Here is a 16,759-nt window from a genome sequence, read left to right as displayed (position 1 = left end):
ACCATTCATTTGGAAAATATTTTATGAATCCCCTCATTGTTATTCTCTTATTGGTTTCATGTACGGATGATTTTAACAGTTGCTATTCCAACAATACAATGGCTAAAATCTATCCAACAGCTCAAACATGTGAACAAGCCATAGTACCATCCACCAAAAAGGCTAAATTTTATGGACAACAAATTTTTGCCCAATGCATAAGCGTACATCCCAATTTATATCAAAAAAAAGTAAATTTGATCTGGTCTGTAACAAATCACGGAAATTTTCTGCTTAAAAGCGAAAATGTTCATAAAAAAACGTCTACAGCCTACAAAGAAGATATTGTACCAACATCGCTTCCTCTTCTGCATTCTTCTTCCACAAACCTCTTGCACAAAAAACTTTAAAAGCATAAACCCATCAAATCTGAAAAAAATAATCAATAGAAAATATGATGGATAGGAAGCCAATGCCCCCCTCAAAAGACCCTCACACTGAGCAAAACCTTCTGCCCCAAGATCTTCCCCTAGATCCTGCTGTAGAACGGGTGAGAAAAAAACTGATGGGTTTAATGATGGTCTCCGTTTTAATAACGCTCTTCCTTATTCTGGTCGTACTGTTTTTAATTGTTTATAAAGTTACAACGGGATCAACAGCAAAACAAACAGAGCTTTCTTCCTCTCATAACAAAGATCCACACGTTATCCACCACACACTCTCCCTGCCAAAACAAACACAGGTTTTGTCACAAAGCCTCTCAGAAGACAACATTGTCCTGCAAGTTTTAACCCCTAACGGACAAACAAAATTGATGATTTATAATTATCGTACCGGTGCACTGATTGCTGTTCTTTCTATTGAAACAATAGAAAAAGTTTCAGCGACACCACCTCACTAAGCAAGCCAACAATACTACAAGCGTTTAAACAGCATTGTTGAGATTTAAACCTCTGCTTAAAGATCGTACCACTTGAACAACGGCGCGCTTTTCTCTGTCTCACCTCGAGTCTTCTTTCAAGCCAAGAGATAATCTTCTCTGTCACCCCCTATTTGCAATGTTTCTCAATAAAAACTCAAAGAAAACCCAAGAAGCCGCGCGTATACGCATCATTACACCAACAGCCCCACAAGCCCTTACACAGCATTTTTGAGATTTAAACCTCTGCTTAAAGACCGTACGACTTGAGCGACGGCTTTTTTCTCCGTCTCCCTTCACCCCACCGAGATAAAGGAGCAATCTTTCAGCCAATACATTCTCATTCTTAACAAACGGAGTTTACTCCTGAAAACGCGTAGATAGAATAAAAACTCAAATGAAAGCGCAAAAAATACACCTTCTTGTGTACGAAAATTCAACATCTTGATTGATCATGATCATTTATTCTTGCGTTCCAAAAACAAACTGATTTATAAATATAATTTAGCGTTATTGAACCCAAATAAGAGAATCCGAAGATTGTAAACTTCTCTCATTTTAAAATCTCTCTCATGTTGAATCAATCAAAATCATGTCTCTTGCGTGTCAAAAACGGGGGAGAGCCGTGTATATTGAAACTGTACAAGAAAGAAATAAAAATGCCTTTTCATAAATCGTCGAGAAGTACTAAGAATTAATCTGCAACATGGTCAAAGGCAAACACAAAGTCATGTGAAGATGCCTGTTTGTTCTTTTATAACGCGTAAAGAGGGGGCAGAGCTCAATGGATTTTATATCATTCTATGGGAGATTTTATATTATTTCATGGGGTTTTATCGTTATACCCTTCACGAAACACTGTTGTAAAACGGGTGTGACATGCGCTTTGAGAGATATGTCTTTAAAATAAGCTCGTGAGTATGCAACATAGCTATATTTCTCCATTTGGGATGTTCTGTTTTACATGAAGGTCGTGTACCCATTAAAAGACACGCAATAAATAAAAGGCAATACGTAATCTTCATGATTTAAAAGATATTGCTCTAGATACTTTTGAAAGCCGTAAAGCTGAAAGGTGACGGTAAAGATGAGCATTGTTTTTTACCATGACGCCTTTATTTTCTCTCCCAATGTGGCTGTCTGCCCCGTTTCAGCGATTACACAAACTAAAAAGATGCAATATGCTTTTCCTATTTTGCATACACAAACTGAAGCAGCTTGCCCACACTGAACTGTCTTAATATGTGTCCTCAACATGCCGCTGCTCTGGAATTGAATGTTGATTGATAAGAAATAGAAAAAATAAACGTTCTCTTAGGAAAACAACGCCATAAAGCCATTAATAAATCGGCAAGAAATTAGAAAGATGTGTGGGCTTTACCAGCCTTAGAATGTTGTGAACCAAACCTTGGCCCATAAGACGATTCATGAAAAGCCATTTTTATTATACAGTTTTTACCCACATAGCCCCCCGCTTATGACGTGCAAGCAAGTGGTTTTGATTGATTCAAGATGGGAAAGTTTTGAAACGATTAGAATCTTACGATATTCGGTGTTCTAATTCAAGTTGAATAATGCTAGATTATTATTATAAATCAATGCATTATCTTCAAAAAACACTTTGCCAAACAACAACCATAACACATTTGGCTTTGCGTGCACCCTTATCTTTACTGGTATTCGTACACGCCCTCTGCGTCATATCCATAAAGATCAAATTGAAGATGATCGCTATTCTTGGCTCGAGAATATAAAAGCTAGGCGTGATGCTACAATAAAATTTCGCATGCCCTTATCATCAGAGACATTAGAAATTTTAAAACATGCACTTGCTTTCTCGTAATGCTTTCTTTTTTCTGTAACCGATCACGCCCCCTGGCTGCAAATTGTATGGAAAAATATATACAACAAGCTGGACTTAAAGCCTGTCCGCGCGATTTTTTCTCTCGTTTACATGGGATTGGCTCGCTCAAAAAAAACAATACCCCTTATGAAATCGCTGAAACCATCCTAAGACATATGGCCAAGAGACAAATAGAACGTACTTATCGTCATCCTGATGATTGAGAACAGTCCGCATCTCTACAACACCCGTATCTCTAGGAATAAAATTCCCTTCAGCAAAATGAGCTGAAGTATATCGAAAACTATTAAATCCAAGCGCAAATAAGCAAAATAATTTTTTATAAAAGAATAGCCTCTTAAAAGACAGGTATAAATATACGAACGGGCTTTTTTCGATATTCCCTAAAATCTATTCCTAGCCAAGAAACAATCTTCTTTGCTATCCCCTATTTACAAGGCCCCATAAAAACGCAAAGAATGAAAATTCAAAGAAAGCGCAAGAGACTTTCTTGCATCCATATAAATCATCATTCCCCCTTAGCACAACAAGCGTTTAAACAGCATTCTTGCGGCTTAAGCATTTTCCTCTGCTTCAAGATTGACCACACGACGACGACGCGTTTTCCTCTGTATCCCCTCACTTAATTTAGGTAAAGAAGACTCTTCTTCTTTTGATGCAGATGCATCCCCATTTTTAGAGCTTTCTGCTGCTGCAAGCGAAAACTCAAGAGGGACTTGATCTTGAGCCAGCACAGTCCGTCGACGGGGAGAACGACGCGTTTTCTTGACAGGTTCAACAGTTTCCTCACTGCTACAGTTCTCTTGATCGGTTTTCTCATTCGATAGAGCTTCTAAAGAATTTTCACGCGTATCGCCATTTTGCGTCTTGACAGATTGTTGTGTCTTGGCAGATTGGTCATGACCATTTTTTTGTGACGGTATCTGTAATGCCTCTGTATCATCCTCAACAGCATCCTTTTTGTCACCTTCAAGATTTATTTCACCGCATTCCTGCTCATTGTTTTCATCACGGCTTTCATCATCACGGCTTTCATCATCACGGTTTTCATCACCGCGATTGTCATCACGTCGAGACGATTGGGACATTTGCCCAGCTGCCGCTAAAATAATACGCAAATAGTGCTCGGCATGTTGTAAATAATTCTCTGACATCACGCGATCACCAGCCCCTTGTGCATCACGCGCAAGACTGATGTATTTATCGGCAATTTGTTGAGCATTCCCGCGAATTTTAACATCCGGACCGCTACTTTCATAATTACGAGACAACGGGCTAGGACCGCGACGATTATTATTGTTATTACCATTATTGTTATTATTGCGACCGCGTACCCGTCTATTTTGTTGTGGCCTCATCTTTATCCCTTTTTGGAGTGTGTGTCTTAATTGACTCTTCTTCGTTGCATTACTTTATTGATAATGCTGATCATGTTTAACATACGGTTATCAAACTATCCGCGTTTCACTTCACTTAAACGCCCCCTACTGATATTGATAAAAGCATATATTTTCTTGAAAATCACAAAACAGCAGGGAAATCATAAATCAAAAATTCCCTATCTCTCTGTCAACCAGCGGAAACCTAGTGATGTTCATATAAAATGCCAAGTGTTTTTTTAAAAATAAACCATATTTTACTAAAAAAATAATTATCTTGTGGAAAACAAAAAGGAGAACACACATCCAACATACCTGACACAAGAAAAAAACTCCTGCCAGAGAATATTAAAAGCTTCTCTTTATTGCTCTAAAACCACCGCTCCTAAAAACGCTGATATCCTCTACCCCTAGTGCCTTTAAAACATAAGCACTTCCATCCCAACGAGTCACTGCGCGAACCTCTTATTGTATGAATATAGCTTCTCTTCATCGCTAAAGCAACCCCACTGCAAGCAATTACCTGTAATCACTTCACAAAGCCCCTTACTTTTTATAAATAGATTAATATGAACGATTATTCAAGCCCTATCACCACAAAGAGATCAACAATACAATCAATTTCTATTTTACCTCTATGGCTTTTTGAGTTAATCATACCCTTTAATTTATAACAAATTGAACTTAAAGTAAAAATATTTAAATACAAAAAAATATAAAACTATGTAAAAAACAACCAACATATCAGGTTTGCTTAAAAAATCAGCTTCTTCTCAAGAAAAAATGCTCCTCTCTCAAAGTCTATCAATAAGAATGACATGATACATTTGTTTTTCTATTCTTTCAGATAACGAAAACGAGGAGAAATAAAACAAGCCCATTTATTCGCCCAGAACAGCAAAGAGATGAGCATAGTTCTTTCGTGAATATTCTTTACTATCACACAGCAACCACCCAGAGGGTATTTTTTCACGCGCAAAAGTGCCAATAAATCCAGCTGAAAAAGATTCCGGCAAAGGAGGAAAGGGCGGAATTTCAGGAAGTTTTATGGTTGGATTGGTTAAAACCAGCCATCAGCATTTTTTCCAGCAATATCACGCGTATAGACGAGTTCATAAAGCCCTCCCTTTTGTATTTCTCCCCCCTTTAAAGGCGCGATACCCTCTGGCGTTGCCATATAAGTTGGTCTTAGCGGCAATTGACTTAAAGAAACATTTATACCATGCCTATTGACTTATTTTTCATATCTTTTTCATGTCGATTGACTTACCGCTCTCAAAGAACAATAATTTTTAAATCCACGCTGTTTTATCAACAATACAAATACTTATATCATGCAGCAAATTATCGTGCACCAGATTGATTTATAAAAGAGTATTTATTTTTTTATGTTAAGCCAAAAACTTTCATACCGTAGGACTTTTCATCCTAAATTGATTCTCTGTTCAATCAAAAATATTGACTTGCACGTTACACGCAAGGAGAACCTATACCTGAAGTAAAAAACACATAAAAAACTAAAAATTGCCTCTTGTGGGCCGTTTTAAAGATCAAGAGCTTTCGTCATATGAGAGAGCAAAATATATAACAGCACCAGCATACCCTTTTATGAATCATGAAAGAGGAAGATTCTTTAATAAATTTTATACCCTTAAGCTTTGCGCATTTATCAAGCACCACTAGTTTTTCCAAGCCTGTATTTTCCCTAAAATGAAAAGCGCAACAAATTCTCCAGAAACTTCATCACGCCCCCTTAAACATTTCAAAAAACATCCATGATTTATATTACCGCACCTGAAATGACCGGACTTATACAAAGCAGCCCCATGTTTGAGACAAAGATTAAAACAGATAAGAACTCTACGAGCTATTCCAGCTTTTGTATGCTAAATGGCATTAAGAATATTGCGTCTCTATTAGTTTGTGCAATCTCTAAAACAGGCAGACAGCCGCATTGGGAGAGAAGATAAAGACGTCATGGTAAAAACCAATGTCCATCTTTACCCTTCTTCTTTGGTTCCACTTTACGACTTTCAAAAGTGTCTAGAGCAATATCTTTTAAATCATGAAAATTACGGATTGCCTTTTATTTATTGCGTGTCTTTGAATAGGATCACGACCTTCATGTAAAACAGAATACCCCAAATGAAAACAGAGGTATGTTGTATACGCACGAGCTTGTTTTAAAGATATATCTCTCAACGCACATGTCACACCCGTGTTACAACGGCGTTTCGTGAATGCTATAACGATAAAACCCCATGAAATAGTATAAAATCCCCACCATAGAGTGATATAAAATCTATTGAGCCCCCATCTTTACGCTTGTGAAAAGGAAAACCAACAACGCATTGATTTATATAGATAATTTAGCGTTATTCCATGTTGAATGAGAACCCCGAATAACGTAAGGTTTTCTCATTTCAATTCAATAGGCAAAACAGTGAATTATCATTCATAAGTCAATATCTTGTACCAATTAAATATAGTCTATTGGTATCGAGACAGAAAACAATTGAGACGCTTTTGATCTTTTCACCAAACCTCGTATTCTTTTAACTTTTCACGAATATCCTTAAAAGTAATTGCGTCTTTTGCCTTTTTCATTGTCTTTTTCATTGAGAAAACAGTCCCGTAAGAGAAAATAATTTCCATCTCCAGGGCGGACCATCGTCAAACATTGTTTTTTTGCAGTCTCCGAAAGCTTATCCCACATTTCACGAATAGCAAAATAGGCTTCACTTTCCAAATTAAGGCAGTGCTGATAGACTTCTCTTTTCATATCAGGCATCACAGAAGCAGAAATTTCCTTACAATACACACGCATATCAAAGACAGGAATAGCCAATTCAACCGATTCTTGTGGTATTATTTTTTTATGGGAAGAAAAATAACTCACCACCTTTGCAACAACAAAACACAAAATCACGATACAAAAGAGTATTATGCAAACAAAAGCAATCTTGCGATATAATCTTTTTAAATAAGCCTTTTGTCTTGCGCGGATTCTTTTTTCCATAAAAACGATACCCTTTAAACATCCCCAGAAAAGCCTTTTAAAGCAAAAATGATAGAAATATCTGTGTATACAATACAGAGGATAACAGCAAACAATCAAGACTCTTAAAAACTCTTTTTTCGCTGTACGATTATAATATTGATACTGTTTTTTTATCCTATAAAATTCTTGTAAAAACCTTCCCCCCTTTATGAAAAAAACAGCGCATATAACTTTCTCCCCCTCCCACCTTAAAAGACAAAGATTCTTCATGTATCTCAATCTGTAAACAATTCATCTTTGTTAAGATACACCCCCTTAATTAATAAAGATTAATTGATAAAGAATGTCCATTATTTTGCCTATTGAATGAAAAATCCGAACATCGTAAGTCTCTCATTTTAAAAATCTGTTCTCCGTCGCAGCAATCAAAACCACTCGCCTGCATGTTACAAACAGGTGGGCTGTGTATATTAAAACTGTACAAGAAAGACATCCCTCTAAGCATCTCAAGTTCTAAAAGCTTATCGCAACATTGAAAGCTAGAAAAATGAATGAAAGCGCCAGCATACGCATTTATAAAACATGAAAAAGAAGAGATACTCCATAAGTTTTATATACTTTATGGAAGGCTTGAACCTTCATGTAACCCCTTACAACACGTCCCCCCTTGCAAAATAAGCCTGAAATGAGGAAGGCCATTTCAAGGCTTATCGCAACATTGTGGAATGAACAAATTATTTAAGAGCGTTCGCTTTTAGCAGAAGGGCATGATCTTAAAAAAAGACGCGCAAAAAACAAAAAGACAAGACATGATCTTCATGATTTAAAAGACATGGATAATTTTAAAAGTCGTAAAGCAGAATTAAAAAGAGAGGATAAAGATGACCACGGGTTTTGACCATGACGCCTTTATATTCCCCATGATGCTGTCTGCCCATTTCAAAAATTATACAAAATAGGAAAGAAATCCGCAAAACACGCGCTCTCTTAAAAAACGTCATAAAGTAAAAAAACTTATCTGCTATGAATTGGAAAGATATTCCAGCTTTTTACTCATCTCTCTTTAAAACAATAATGATAATATAATGAACAACACCATTGGCTTTACTTATCCCAATGTTCATACCAATCTCTTGTCTTTAACATCCCCTTCCATCTCCTCTCCCATCTTTCCCCTCATCCTCTTGTGTTTTATCGTGTATATTCTATGCATAAAGATCAAGGAAATAACAATTCTTGGCTTAAAAATATGAAAGGAAGACGTAACAGAACTTCACGTGCCTTTATCATCTAACGCATGAGACATTCTAAAATAAGTCCCCCAGTATTTCGCAATAATTTCTTTCTTTTAGCAACCAATATTAAGCCCCCTAGCATGAAAATTGCCTATCGCAAATCATGCAACAACAAGCCATGCAACAAATAGGGCATTATAAAGCCAAACTGGTCTTAGTCGTTCTCCATGAAATCCTGTCACTTTACGGGTTTGGCGCGCAAAATCTACTTGACTTTTCCCCCTTAACTCTTCCCTTCATGCGCTTTTTATCACCATCAATAAAAAAAAAGCGTTCCAAAACATTCATTACAGGATGAAAAATACCTCGATACTTTTACATCAGACTCAACAGAAAAAACTTCCACTCATATTCACCACATAGGAAAACACACAGATAAAATCTTACACGCCTTACTGGCAAAGGACCATGGCTAGAATAGAATCATATTGATACAATCATTTCTTACAAAATTTCCCACGCAAAGAATTCCCACATAAGACAAAAGAATAGATTTTCTGATCAAGATCAATAAACACTATTAAAAACGCATGAGCCTTTTTGGTTAGGCTGGCATTTATGAGAATGCCCCCACCAGCGCAGTCCCTATCTTTATGCTTTTCCCCCCATGTCACACCCTCATTCTCCCTTAAAAAGCAACAAAGATTCCTTAACACTTCAATGCCCTTCATAACCACCAATGCCAAGAAACAAAAAACACACCCGCATTTTTACTTTACATTCCCCTATTGGAATAAAAACACACAAGAATTTAGAGATTTCACCGCAAAGGAATACCACAAACGACAATAATAAGAATAATATCCCGCCTCTCAATGGACAAATATGGCATCCCCTTGAGTTACAATCCCCTTGGCTGCAATCCCCTTAGACTCTGAAGCAATAAAAAAAAGCCGCGCCATTAAAATAACGCGGCTTATGAATAGAGATATAATAAAACACAAAAGAAATTAATAATAAATACTTATACACAAAATGTATAGCAATTGCAATAGCTTTAATTATATCTATAAAAATTACCCCAAACGAGTATAAAACCAAAACGAATATAAAACATGCGCAATGAAAGTATTTCTTATATCATTCATTTAAATAAAAAAAGTCTATCGTTTTTCTTATAGCTTTAACCATGGTAAAGAATAACGCTTCTATTGAAGATAGGTAATTTGCAATAACGCATACTTTAACATCAAAATATATCTTATCGATTAAAACACTTCGTCGATTATTCTCAAGATGCCTCATGCCTAAACACACCATTTAAGCACAATACATGGATTAATAACCATTATTCATTATTTTTTATATTGAATAAAAAAACAAATATTGCAGGATTCTTTCATTTTTAAAACAGTTCCATCAAGCCAAATCATGTCTCTTACATATCACAAACTGAAAAGGTAGAGAAAAACTGTACAAGAAAAGCCATAGCTCTTATGAAAAAAGCCAAAAGTCGTCACAACATTAAGGGGGATAAAAAACATAGATTTGGATATTGATCGACAAGCAGGAGAAAAAACACTCTTCTTAAAACACGCGCTCTCTTTGAATAAAGTGTATGAGAGTACCAGCCCCCCCTTTTATGCAACCTCAAGAAGAGGAAACCATAAATTTTATACATTTTCATAGCGGCTTTATCCTATTCACGAAGCACCAACGCGCTTGAGCGCAAGACATCGCTTTAAAACAAGCTGATAAATTCACCCCCTTGGGTAAATTCACCCCCCAAGTCTATGAGAGTTGGAGTGTTCTCATTTTACATAAGTTCCCATTAAAACGCAAAAAACAAAAGCGTGCGGCATCATCTTCATTATTTAAAAGAATTGATACTTTTGAAAGCCATAAAGCCAAAACATGATCGTAAAGATGGAAGCTAATTTTCTTCCCTTTACATTCTTCCTAAATAAGATTTTCTCTCCATTTTAGAAATCACGCAAAGAGAGGGACCTTGAGTGCTTAGCTTTCATAAAACCGGTTCTTTTAACGCTGAAAGCAGATCTTTCTTGACTTTCATCCACCACCGCAAAAGACAACGGTTTTAAAAATCAGATTTTAAAAAGCCAATCTGATTGATCAATCATTCTAGCCAATAGCCTTTGGCTTTCCCATATGTGTTTCACTGAAATCTTAAGGCTAACCAGCCCTGCCTTAAATACTCAAGACGCCCTAAAAAAAACACTTATTATATAAATTTGTATAAAAAAAGTGCTTACAAAACAAGGAAAGCTTATATCATCCCCCCCCTCAAAGGACGGTATTTGATGACATAAGCAGAATAAGGCCAATAAACAACTGGCTTATATACCCTGACCAATTGTAACCTTACCACTATACAGCCTTATCTGATAAGAAAACAAAGGGTACACAAACCTGCTCAACCACACACCTTTTCTCTTTTTTATAAGAAAAGGCACAATACATGCCTTTTTTCTCATCGATATTGTTTTCTGCTTTGATCTTTTTGGCCATTAAAACTTTCTTTTTATAGGACTTTTATTCCATTAAAATGACCACAAACGGCGATTTGTCTCTTTGAAAAGAGCATAAAAGCAGCAAATTTTTTTATCAATTAAAAACCATCGAAGACCTCTACAAAAGCTTTTTCAAATTGTTGCCAATCCAAATTATTGCAACATCTTTTCTCTTTTGCGAACGCCATGCGTTTCTGCTTGAGTAAAGCTTCTTATCCACTCTTAATAGAACATTGACTTATAATGATAATTCACTGTTTTGCATATTGAATTAAGCGTTCCGAATATCGTAAGATTCTAATCATTTCAAATTTGTTTATCTTGACTCAATCAAAACCATTTGTTTTCACATCACAAGCAAAGCTGGCGTCTAGGTAAAAAATATACAATAAAAATGGCTTTTCATGAACCGTCTTAAAAGCCCAAGAGATGATCCACAATACTCATGGTCCGCAACATGGTCAAAGGCTAGTAATTTAATGGTGCCGACTTGCTTCTGATCACGCATAAAGATGGCGGTGCTTAATGGATTTTATATCACTCTATGGTGGGGATTTTATGTTATTCTAAGGGGCTTTATCGTTATACCCTTCATGGGTACCGACACGAAATGGGTGTGACGTGTCTGATGTTTTTTTAAAAAAAGCGCGTGAATGTGCAACTGGGCAGTACTCTATTTTACGTGAGAGGTGTGCCCCCATTATGACACGCAATAAACAAAAGCGTGCAGCACCATCTCCATTATTTAAAAGATATTACTCTAGATGCTTTTGAAAGCCGTAAAACCGAAACATGATCGTAAAGATGGGAAATGGTTTTTACCCTTGACTTTCCAATTGACTATAAACTTTACCTATGCATCCTTATCATATGCCCTTATTTTCTTAAACGATATCATCATAAATTTTCCATACAACAACGTTTTTTTAAAAGTGCTCTTTTGATCAGTTTTTGACATTTTTTAAAACATCTCAAATACATAGAAATTTCGAGTCTCACCGAAAATATTAATGATCTATCACCTCAACGCAGGCAGATTATTCTGATCACTCTCTTTTATTTCCCTTTTTCAGCCCAAAAGAAATAGCTCCAGAAGCCTCAATAGCCACGTTGTGACCAGTATTCATGGATATTTCTGGTACCTTTAATGATAAAGGTTCTGAAATAAAAGATCCGTCGTTTATTTTGGGCGTTACCTGTGCTGTCCATTGAGAAACAAAACTGCTCTTATCGACAGATGATTCTAATTTAATTTCTGGTGCATTCATCTCAATATCTGATATGGTTATTCCACTGCTCACAAGACTACTTATACTACTTTGATCATCTTTTTTCGCATTTTGTTTCTGTTTGACATTAGTAAGATCGTTCATATTTAACTTTTTTTCTAAAGCACCCATACGCTTTGAAATTTTTGTCATCTCTTCATATGCTTTTTTCAACAATGCATTCAAAGGAGCATGTCCCATTCTTCCGCTGGCATAAAGAACCACACGAATACATTCTGGATCATCAATATCCGCAATAGAAAATGGAAAAAGTGCCATTATCCCCCCTTTTTTTTAAACAACCCCATAGAGCATTTGAATATCTTTTTTTTTGCACAGCTCTTTTTCATTGAAGAGCGTACCTGCCAAGATGTAGACTTTTGAAAAAAAATTTCCTTATCGAAAATTTTTACAAGATATTTTTTAAATTATAATCTGTTTTCCACCTAAAATGGTATTTTCTCCCCTTAAAATTCAAAAAATGCATAACAACATGGTATCCTTTATTGACGTTCCCCAAAAGACAAAGCCAACCGCACGGATCTTTAAACAGTGCCAATCGACAAACAAGAGTCTATCAACAATCTAACGTCTCGGATCTCGTGGGATTCCACTTGGATTTCCCCTTCAAATGCTCTCTATCGCCACAGCCTTGCCTTAAAGGAGAATATTTCATGAAGCTTCTAAGGAAAAACGCAGCTGTTAAGAATACGCACACATAAAAAAACGCAGGCATAAAATGGGGATCTGACAACTCTAAACAAGGACACTTTACGACACAACGAGATAAAAGATTATCTCATAGACGTTCTCGTCACACTCTCAGCCTATTTCCAGAAATTGTCTAACAAATACAAACGTCATTTGCCAAAAAATAAGTTCAATTTCTCATCACGCGTCCCATGACCAATCTACTCTAGAAAACCAATCACCCATTTTGAAAAAAAGAGAAAGACGGCCCTATCCTCCATCCTTTCAATGCCCCATCCTCCACTATTTCAACGCTCTAAAAATATTAAATATATTCGTTGATCACCTCTCCACATCTCAAAGAATAAACATTTTTCCCCTATCCGTTTATCAACAATCCAACGTCTCGGATCTCGTAGAATCCCACTTGGGACTTCCCCTTCAAAAGATTTCACCTATTGATCATTGATGTTTGACTTGCATAAAACTTTATGGGCTCTAAGCGTTATAAACAAGCCCTGTCCGAAACCTTTGAATATTTCATAGATCAAGCTATTTTACGAATATCACCGCCTTGATGGTGTTTTAATAAGGAAACTTTAAAAGCATCATAGGATAAAATTATCCACGGGCTTTTTCTCATCATTCATCAAAGCTCTAAACTCAAGCGTTTCTAAACACAGAATTTTCAACAATAGATCACGACACACCAAGAAAAAGAGAGCGAATAAAAGCTTCGATTTCTCAACTAAAAACGCTCTAAATAAAGGAAGATTTTCATCTCTCTTTTACCCCCCTTCAATGATCACTCTCCTGCTCCTTGCCAAGAAAAGTAAGAAACTTCTCTTATACCTATTCAAAATATACCTATTTACAGTAGGTGATATAATAAAACACAATAACAAAGAGGCAGATTGAAGAGCGGAGCACTTTTTTCTAAAACACCTCAAAATTTTCTGCATGCTCTATTCAACAAGATTTATATTTGATAAACTTTTTATCGCATCCCAGACATTTTGCAACCATTTTTATCTCTCTTAACACTTTCATTCTCAAGCTTTGACAGCATAAACCACTGCCATATTGACGGGACGTGTCTCATCTCCTCCTGTTTTTTGTAACAAGATTTTGTGTTCATGCTCTCCTGCTGTCTTTGTCAAGCCACTTTTACTGGTAACAACAGCTTTATATTCCTCAGTGTCTCCCCAACCGTGCCTTATATTATAGTTTTTAACTTCTGAAAAATTATGTTGGTGCTCACCGGTCGAATCTGTTTTTCCTTCATGGATATGGGCTTTAAAAGATTCTTCTTGTTGACTTCCCAAGAGGCGTCCTTTATCAATTTCTCTCCCGCTATCGAGCCCCCGTAAAAACATTCCCCGCAAATCAGGAACATTGAATGTTGTTTGCCCATCTCCTTTTCCCCATGTTTCCCCCAGAACAGCAAAGAGATTGGCATAGTTCTTTCGCGAATATTCTTTACCATCACACAGCAACCACCCAGAGGGTATTTTTTCACTCGCAAAAGTGCCAATAAATCCGGCTGAAAAAGATTCCGGCAAAGGAGGAAAGGGCGGAATTTCAGGAAGTTTTATGGTTGGATTGGTTAAAAACCAGCCATCAGCATTTTTTCCAGCAATATCACGCGTATAGACGAGTTCATAAAGCCCTCCCTTTTGTATTTCTCCCCCCTTTAAAGGCACAATACCTTCAGGTGTTGCCATATAAGTTGGTCTTGGCGGCAATTGATTTAAAGAAACATTTGTTATGCCTCTATTGACCTCTTGTGCTTTAAAACGCACAACAATGCCCTCCATATACGTCTCAAAAAAAGACTTTGTTGCCAAACGAAGGGCTGTTCTTTTGTTTTCCTCATCAACTGTAAATTGTGTTTCAATCACCCCCCCATTATCCAACAAATATTCTTTAATGCGTTGCATCATAGCGCGCGCACTATCATTGACTGAACTTGGCGGTTGCCCTTCGGCCCAGTTTATATTTTCATCGACATAAGCATTTTCTGATGCGATGATTGACCAATCATAAATCGAACTCATAAAAGATACCCTTTTTTTAAAAAAGGAAAACGAGAAAAAAATGAAGCAAAGAAAGCCGCAATTTTATTTTTAAATGCCAGCGTTTCCTCCATTTTCATTTTCTTCATTTTCAAGCCTATTTTACCATAATCAACATGCAGTAATTTTGTTTTCGCATTGACAAAAACAGCTTCCGGCTTCACACGCAACACGTCTTGCGCCATAACGCCTTGATAACGTTGTGGATTTCCCTTATAATTAAAGCTATAAAGAGGATAGCCTTTTTTCTGTCCAAGAAGGATAATATTTTCTTTTGCTCTCACATCACAAAGCCCTAGAATTCCTCCGACCAATCCCAGCACTTTTTGGGCATCACTCAACGGATCTTTGGTCACAGAAGGTATTGTTGTGGATTTTCCGGAAGTTGTTCCGTAATTTCCAGCCGCTTGTGTTCCCACCTGTAACAAGCGTTCCAAACGGTTCCAGTCTTGATTATCTTGTTCTGACCATTTTTGGCGCTCAGCATCTAAGATATTTTGACGATTCATATCTTGAATCATTCCCCCTTTTAAGGCATTGCTTTGCGCGTTACTCTGACCTTGATAATAAGCATTTGCCGCATTTGCTTGATCATGCTGCGCGCGATCAATCATTTGGTTTGCGTTCATCATATTGCTAATATCTTGATTATATTGCTGTGCAGCCGCATTTGTTGCCAAGGCGCCGAGCTCATCAGCAAGCACACCGGTATGGGCTCCAGAACCATAACGGCCTGCCCCAGACATCGATTGATTAATGGCATCGGAAGTTTTATTCAGAGCATTTTGCAGTGCAGCATTAAACTTACTATTGCTGCCAATCCAATTTCCCTTTGCCATACCGGAAAGATTGGCCGCACTATTGGTTGGTGCATTTAACCACTGCGTGACCATAGGATTGTTATAAAGCCCTGCGGCTTGTTGTAAACCCGACAGCGCATTTTTTGTCATATTGCTCAGACCGGCAACTCTGTCTCCCTGATAAACATTTCCACCAATACCCTTATTATAAAGCTCCTGTGCATCCGCAGTAGCTTGTTTTAGAATACCCGCCGCCCAAGCAGGGGGGGCATTGGTTTGTGTTGTTGTCTGCACTTGTGGTGTTTTTTTTCTACTCATAAAACCAGAACCTTTCTATATTGAATAAGATGCCGAGAATATCCGTGATGAGCGAGCCTTTTTGCCCATCCCGTTCTTCCAAACATGTGCAATTCTTCAGCCTTTATTTTTCGCGCCCATTTTTCGACCTCTTCGATCAATTTGACCAATTTCAGCCCTCCCTCTCCAGCCAGATCAGAGAGAACAACGCATTTTTTCCCCGTATGAACCCTTTCAACTTTGGTTATTGCAAAAGCACTAAATTGGATTTTATTTTTTAAGACCAGCCACAATTGTGCTTGTCCTGTGATGATTTCTTCAGCAATTTTTTCCAGACAAACATCATCTGGAAAGCGCTGAACATATTTTTGAAACGCCGCATTAAGAGCCTCTTGATAAGGCGCTATTTTTTTCCAGGACCAGTGCTCTGTCAGATGAGCAGAATACACATCTTGACAACCTTGACGATCTTTCATCATGATTTTAGCTCTCTCAAACTTTTCTCACCCACCCCCTTAAACCGCCCCCCTGCGCCCTTCACGCATTCCATGGCATAGCGCATAATTTTCAAAAAAGAAGAAAATGCCCCCCATCCCTTATGCCCCAAGATAAGAAAACTTCTTCTTTAAAAACCATGGTACAAACGATTTCCTTGATCATAAGAAAGCCCCTTATTATTTTGATGATCATGGCTTGAGCTTACCGCATATGTCCTTTTATA

The 16,759-nt window shown here is 37.2% G+C and carries 10 protein-coding genes and 2 pseudogenes; 5 read left to right on the top strand and 7 right to left on the bottom strand.

What is annotated here, in order from left to right; genetic code table 11:
* Positions 1 to 23 precede the first annotated feature (23 nt).
* From FNZ60_RS02485 to FNZ60_RS02470, 4 genes are all read left to right on the top strand, one after another.
* Positions 24 to 389: a hypothetical protein gene (locus FNZ60_RS02485; protein WP_142416146.1), complete on the top strand. Its 366-nt coding sequence runs from the start codon at positions 24 to 26 to the stop codon at positions 387 to 389.
* Between the two features lie 62 nt (positions 390 to 451).
* Positions 452 to 880, top strand: coding sequence for a hypothetical protein (locus FNZ60_RS02480; RefSeq protein WP_246054704.1), 429 nt, complete (start codon positions 452 to 454; stop codon positions 878 to 880).
* Between the two features lie 1,105 nt (positions 881 to 1,985).
* Positions 1,986 to 2,129, top strand: coding sequence for a hypothetical protein (locus FNZ60_RS09645; protein ID WP_185913446.1), 144 nt, complete (start codon positions 1,986 to 1,988; stop codon positions 2,127 to 2,129).
* Positions 2,130 to 2,788: 659 nt separating this feature from the next.
* The gene (locus FNZ60_RS02470) at positions 2,789 to 2,965 is read left to right on the top strand and encodes an integrase (protein ID WP_142416144.1); all 177 of its coding nucleotides are present in this window, start codon (positions 2,789 to 2,791) and stop codon (positions 2,963 to 2,965) included.
* A 351-nt stretch (positions 2,966 to 3,316) separates the two neighbouring features.
* On the opposite strand, the gene FNZ60_RS02465 is transcribed toward FNZ60_RS02470, so the two are convergent.
* The 3 genes and pseudogenes from FNZ60_RS02465 to FNZ60_RS02450 form a co-directional block, all read right to left on the bottom strand.
* A complete protein-coding gene (locus FNZ60_RS02465) occupies positions 3,317 to 4,120 on the bottom strand; it encodes a DUF4167 domain-containing protein (protein ID WP_142416143.1) in 804 nt (267 codons plus the stop codon).
* 905 nt (positions 4,121 to 5,025) lie between these two features.
* Positions 5,026 to 5,375, bottom strand: a pseudogene (locus tag FNZ60_RS02460) (phage tail protein); the annotation flags it as partial.
* A gap of 1,341 nt (positions 5,376 to 6,716) precedes the next feature.
* Positions 6,717 to 7,160: a hypothetical protein gene (locus tag FNZ60_RS02450; protein WP_142416142.1), complete on the bottom strand. Its 444-nt coding sequence runs from the start codon at positions 7,158 to 7,160 to the stop codon at positions 6,717 to 6,719.
* A 4,292-nt stretch (positions 7,161 to 11,452) separates the two neighbouring features.
* Here FNZ60_RS02450 and FNZ60_RS10035 point away from each other — a divergent pair.
* Positions 11,453 to 11,747, top strand: a pseudogene (locus tag FNZ60_RS10035) (hypothetical protein); the annotation flags it as partial.
* A gap of 207 nt (positions 11,748 to 11,954) precedes the next feature.
* Here the strand turns inward: FNZ60_RS10035 and FNZ60_RS02445 are convergent.
* The 4 genes from FNZ60_RS02445 to FNZ60_RS02430 form a co-directional block, all read right to left on the bottom strand.
* Positions 11,955 to 12,455, bottom strand: coding sequence for a hypothetical protein (locus FNZ60_RS02445; RefSeq protein WP_142416141.1), 501 nt, complete (start codon positions 12,453 to 12,455; stop codon positions 11,955 to 11,957).
* Positions 12,456 to 13,918: 1,463 nt separating this feature from the next.
* Positions 13,919 to 14,923: a phage tail protein gene (locus FNZ60_RS02440; RefSeq protein WP_142416140.1), complete on the bottom strand. Its 1,005-nt coding sequence runs from the start codon at positions 14,921 to 14,923 to the stop codon at positions 13,919 to 13,921.
* A complete protein-coding gene (locus FNZ60_RS02435; RefSeq protein ID WP_142416139.1) occupies positions 14,920 to 16,059 on the bottom strand; it encodes a tail fiber domain-containing protein in 1,140 nt (379 codons plus the stop codon). The genes FNZ60_RS02440 and FNZ60_RS02435 overlap by 4 nt, the downstream gene beginning before the upstream one ends.
* Complete coding sequence (locus tag FNZ60_RS02430; protein WP_142416138.1) at positions 16,056 to 16,517, bottom strand: hypothetical protein; 462 nt, start codon at positions 16,515 to 16,517, stop codon at positions 16,056 to 16,058. Before FNZ60_RS02430 ends, FNZ60_RS02435 begins: the two co-directional genes overlap by 4 nt.
* Positions 16,518 to 16,759 lie beyond the last annotated feature (242 nt).

The sequence above is a fragment of the Bartonella massiliensis genome, from assembly GCF_902150025.1.
GTDB classification, from domain to species: Bacteria; Pseudomonadota; Alphaproteobacteria; order Rhizobiales; family Rhizobiaceae; genus Bartonella; species Bartonella massiliensis.
The sequence above is the reverse complement of the archived record's forward strand: the minus strand, read 5'-3'. Positions and strand labels throughout refer to the sequence as shown.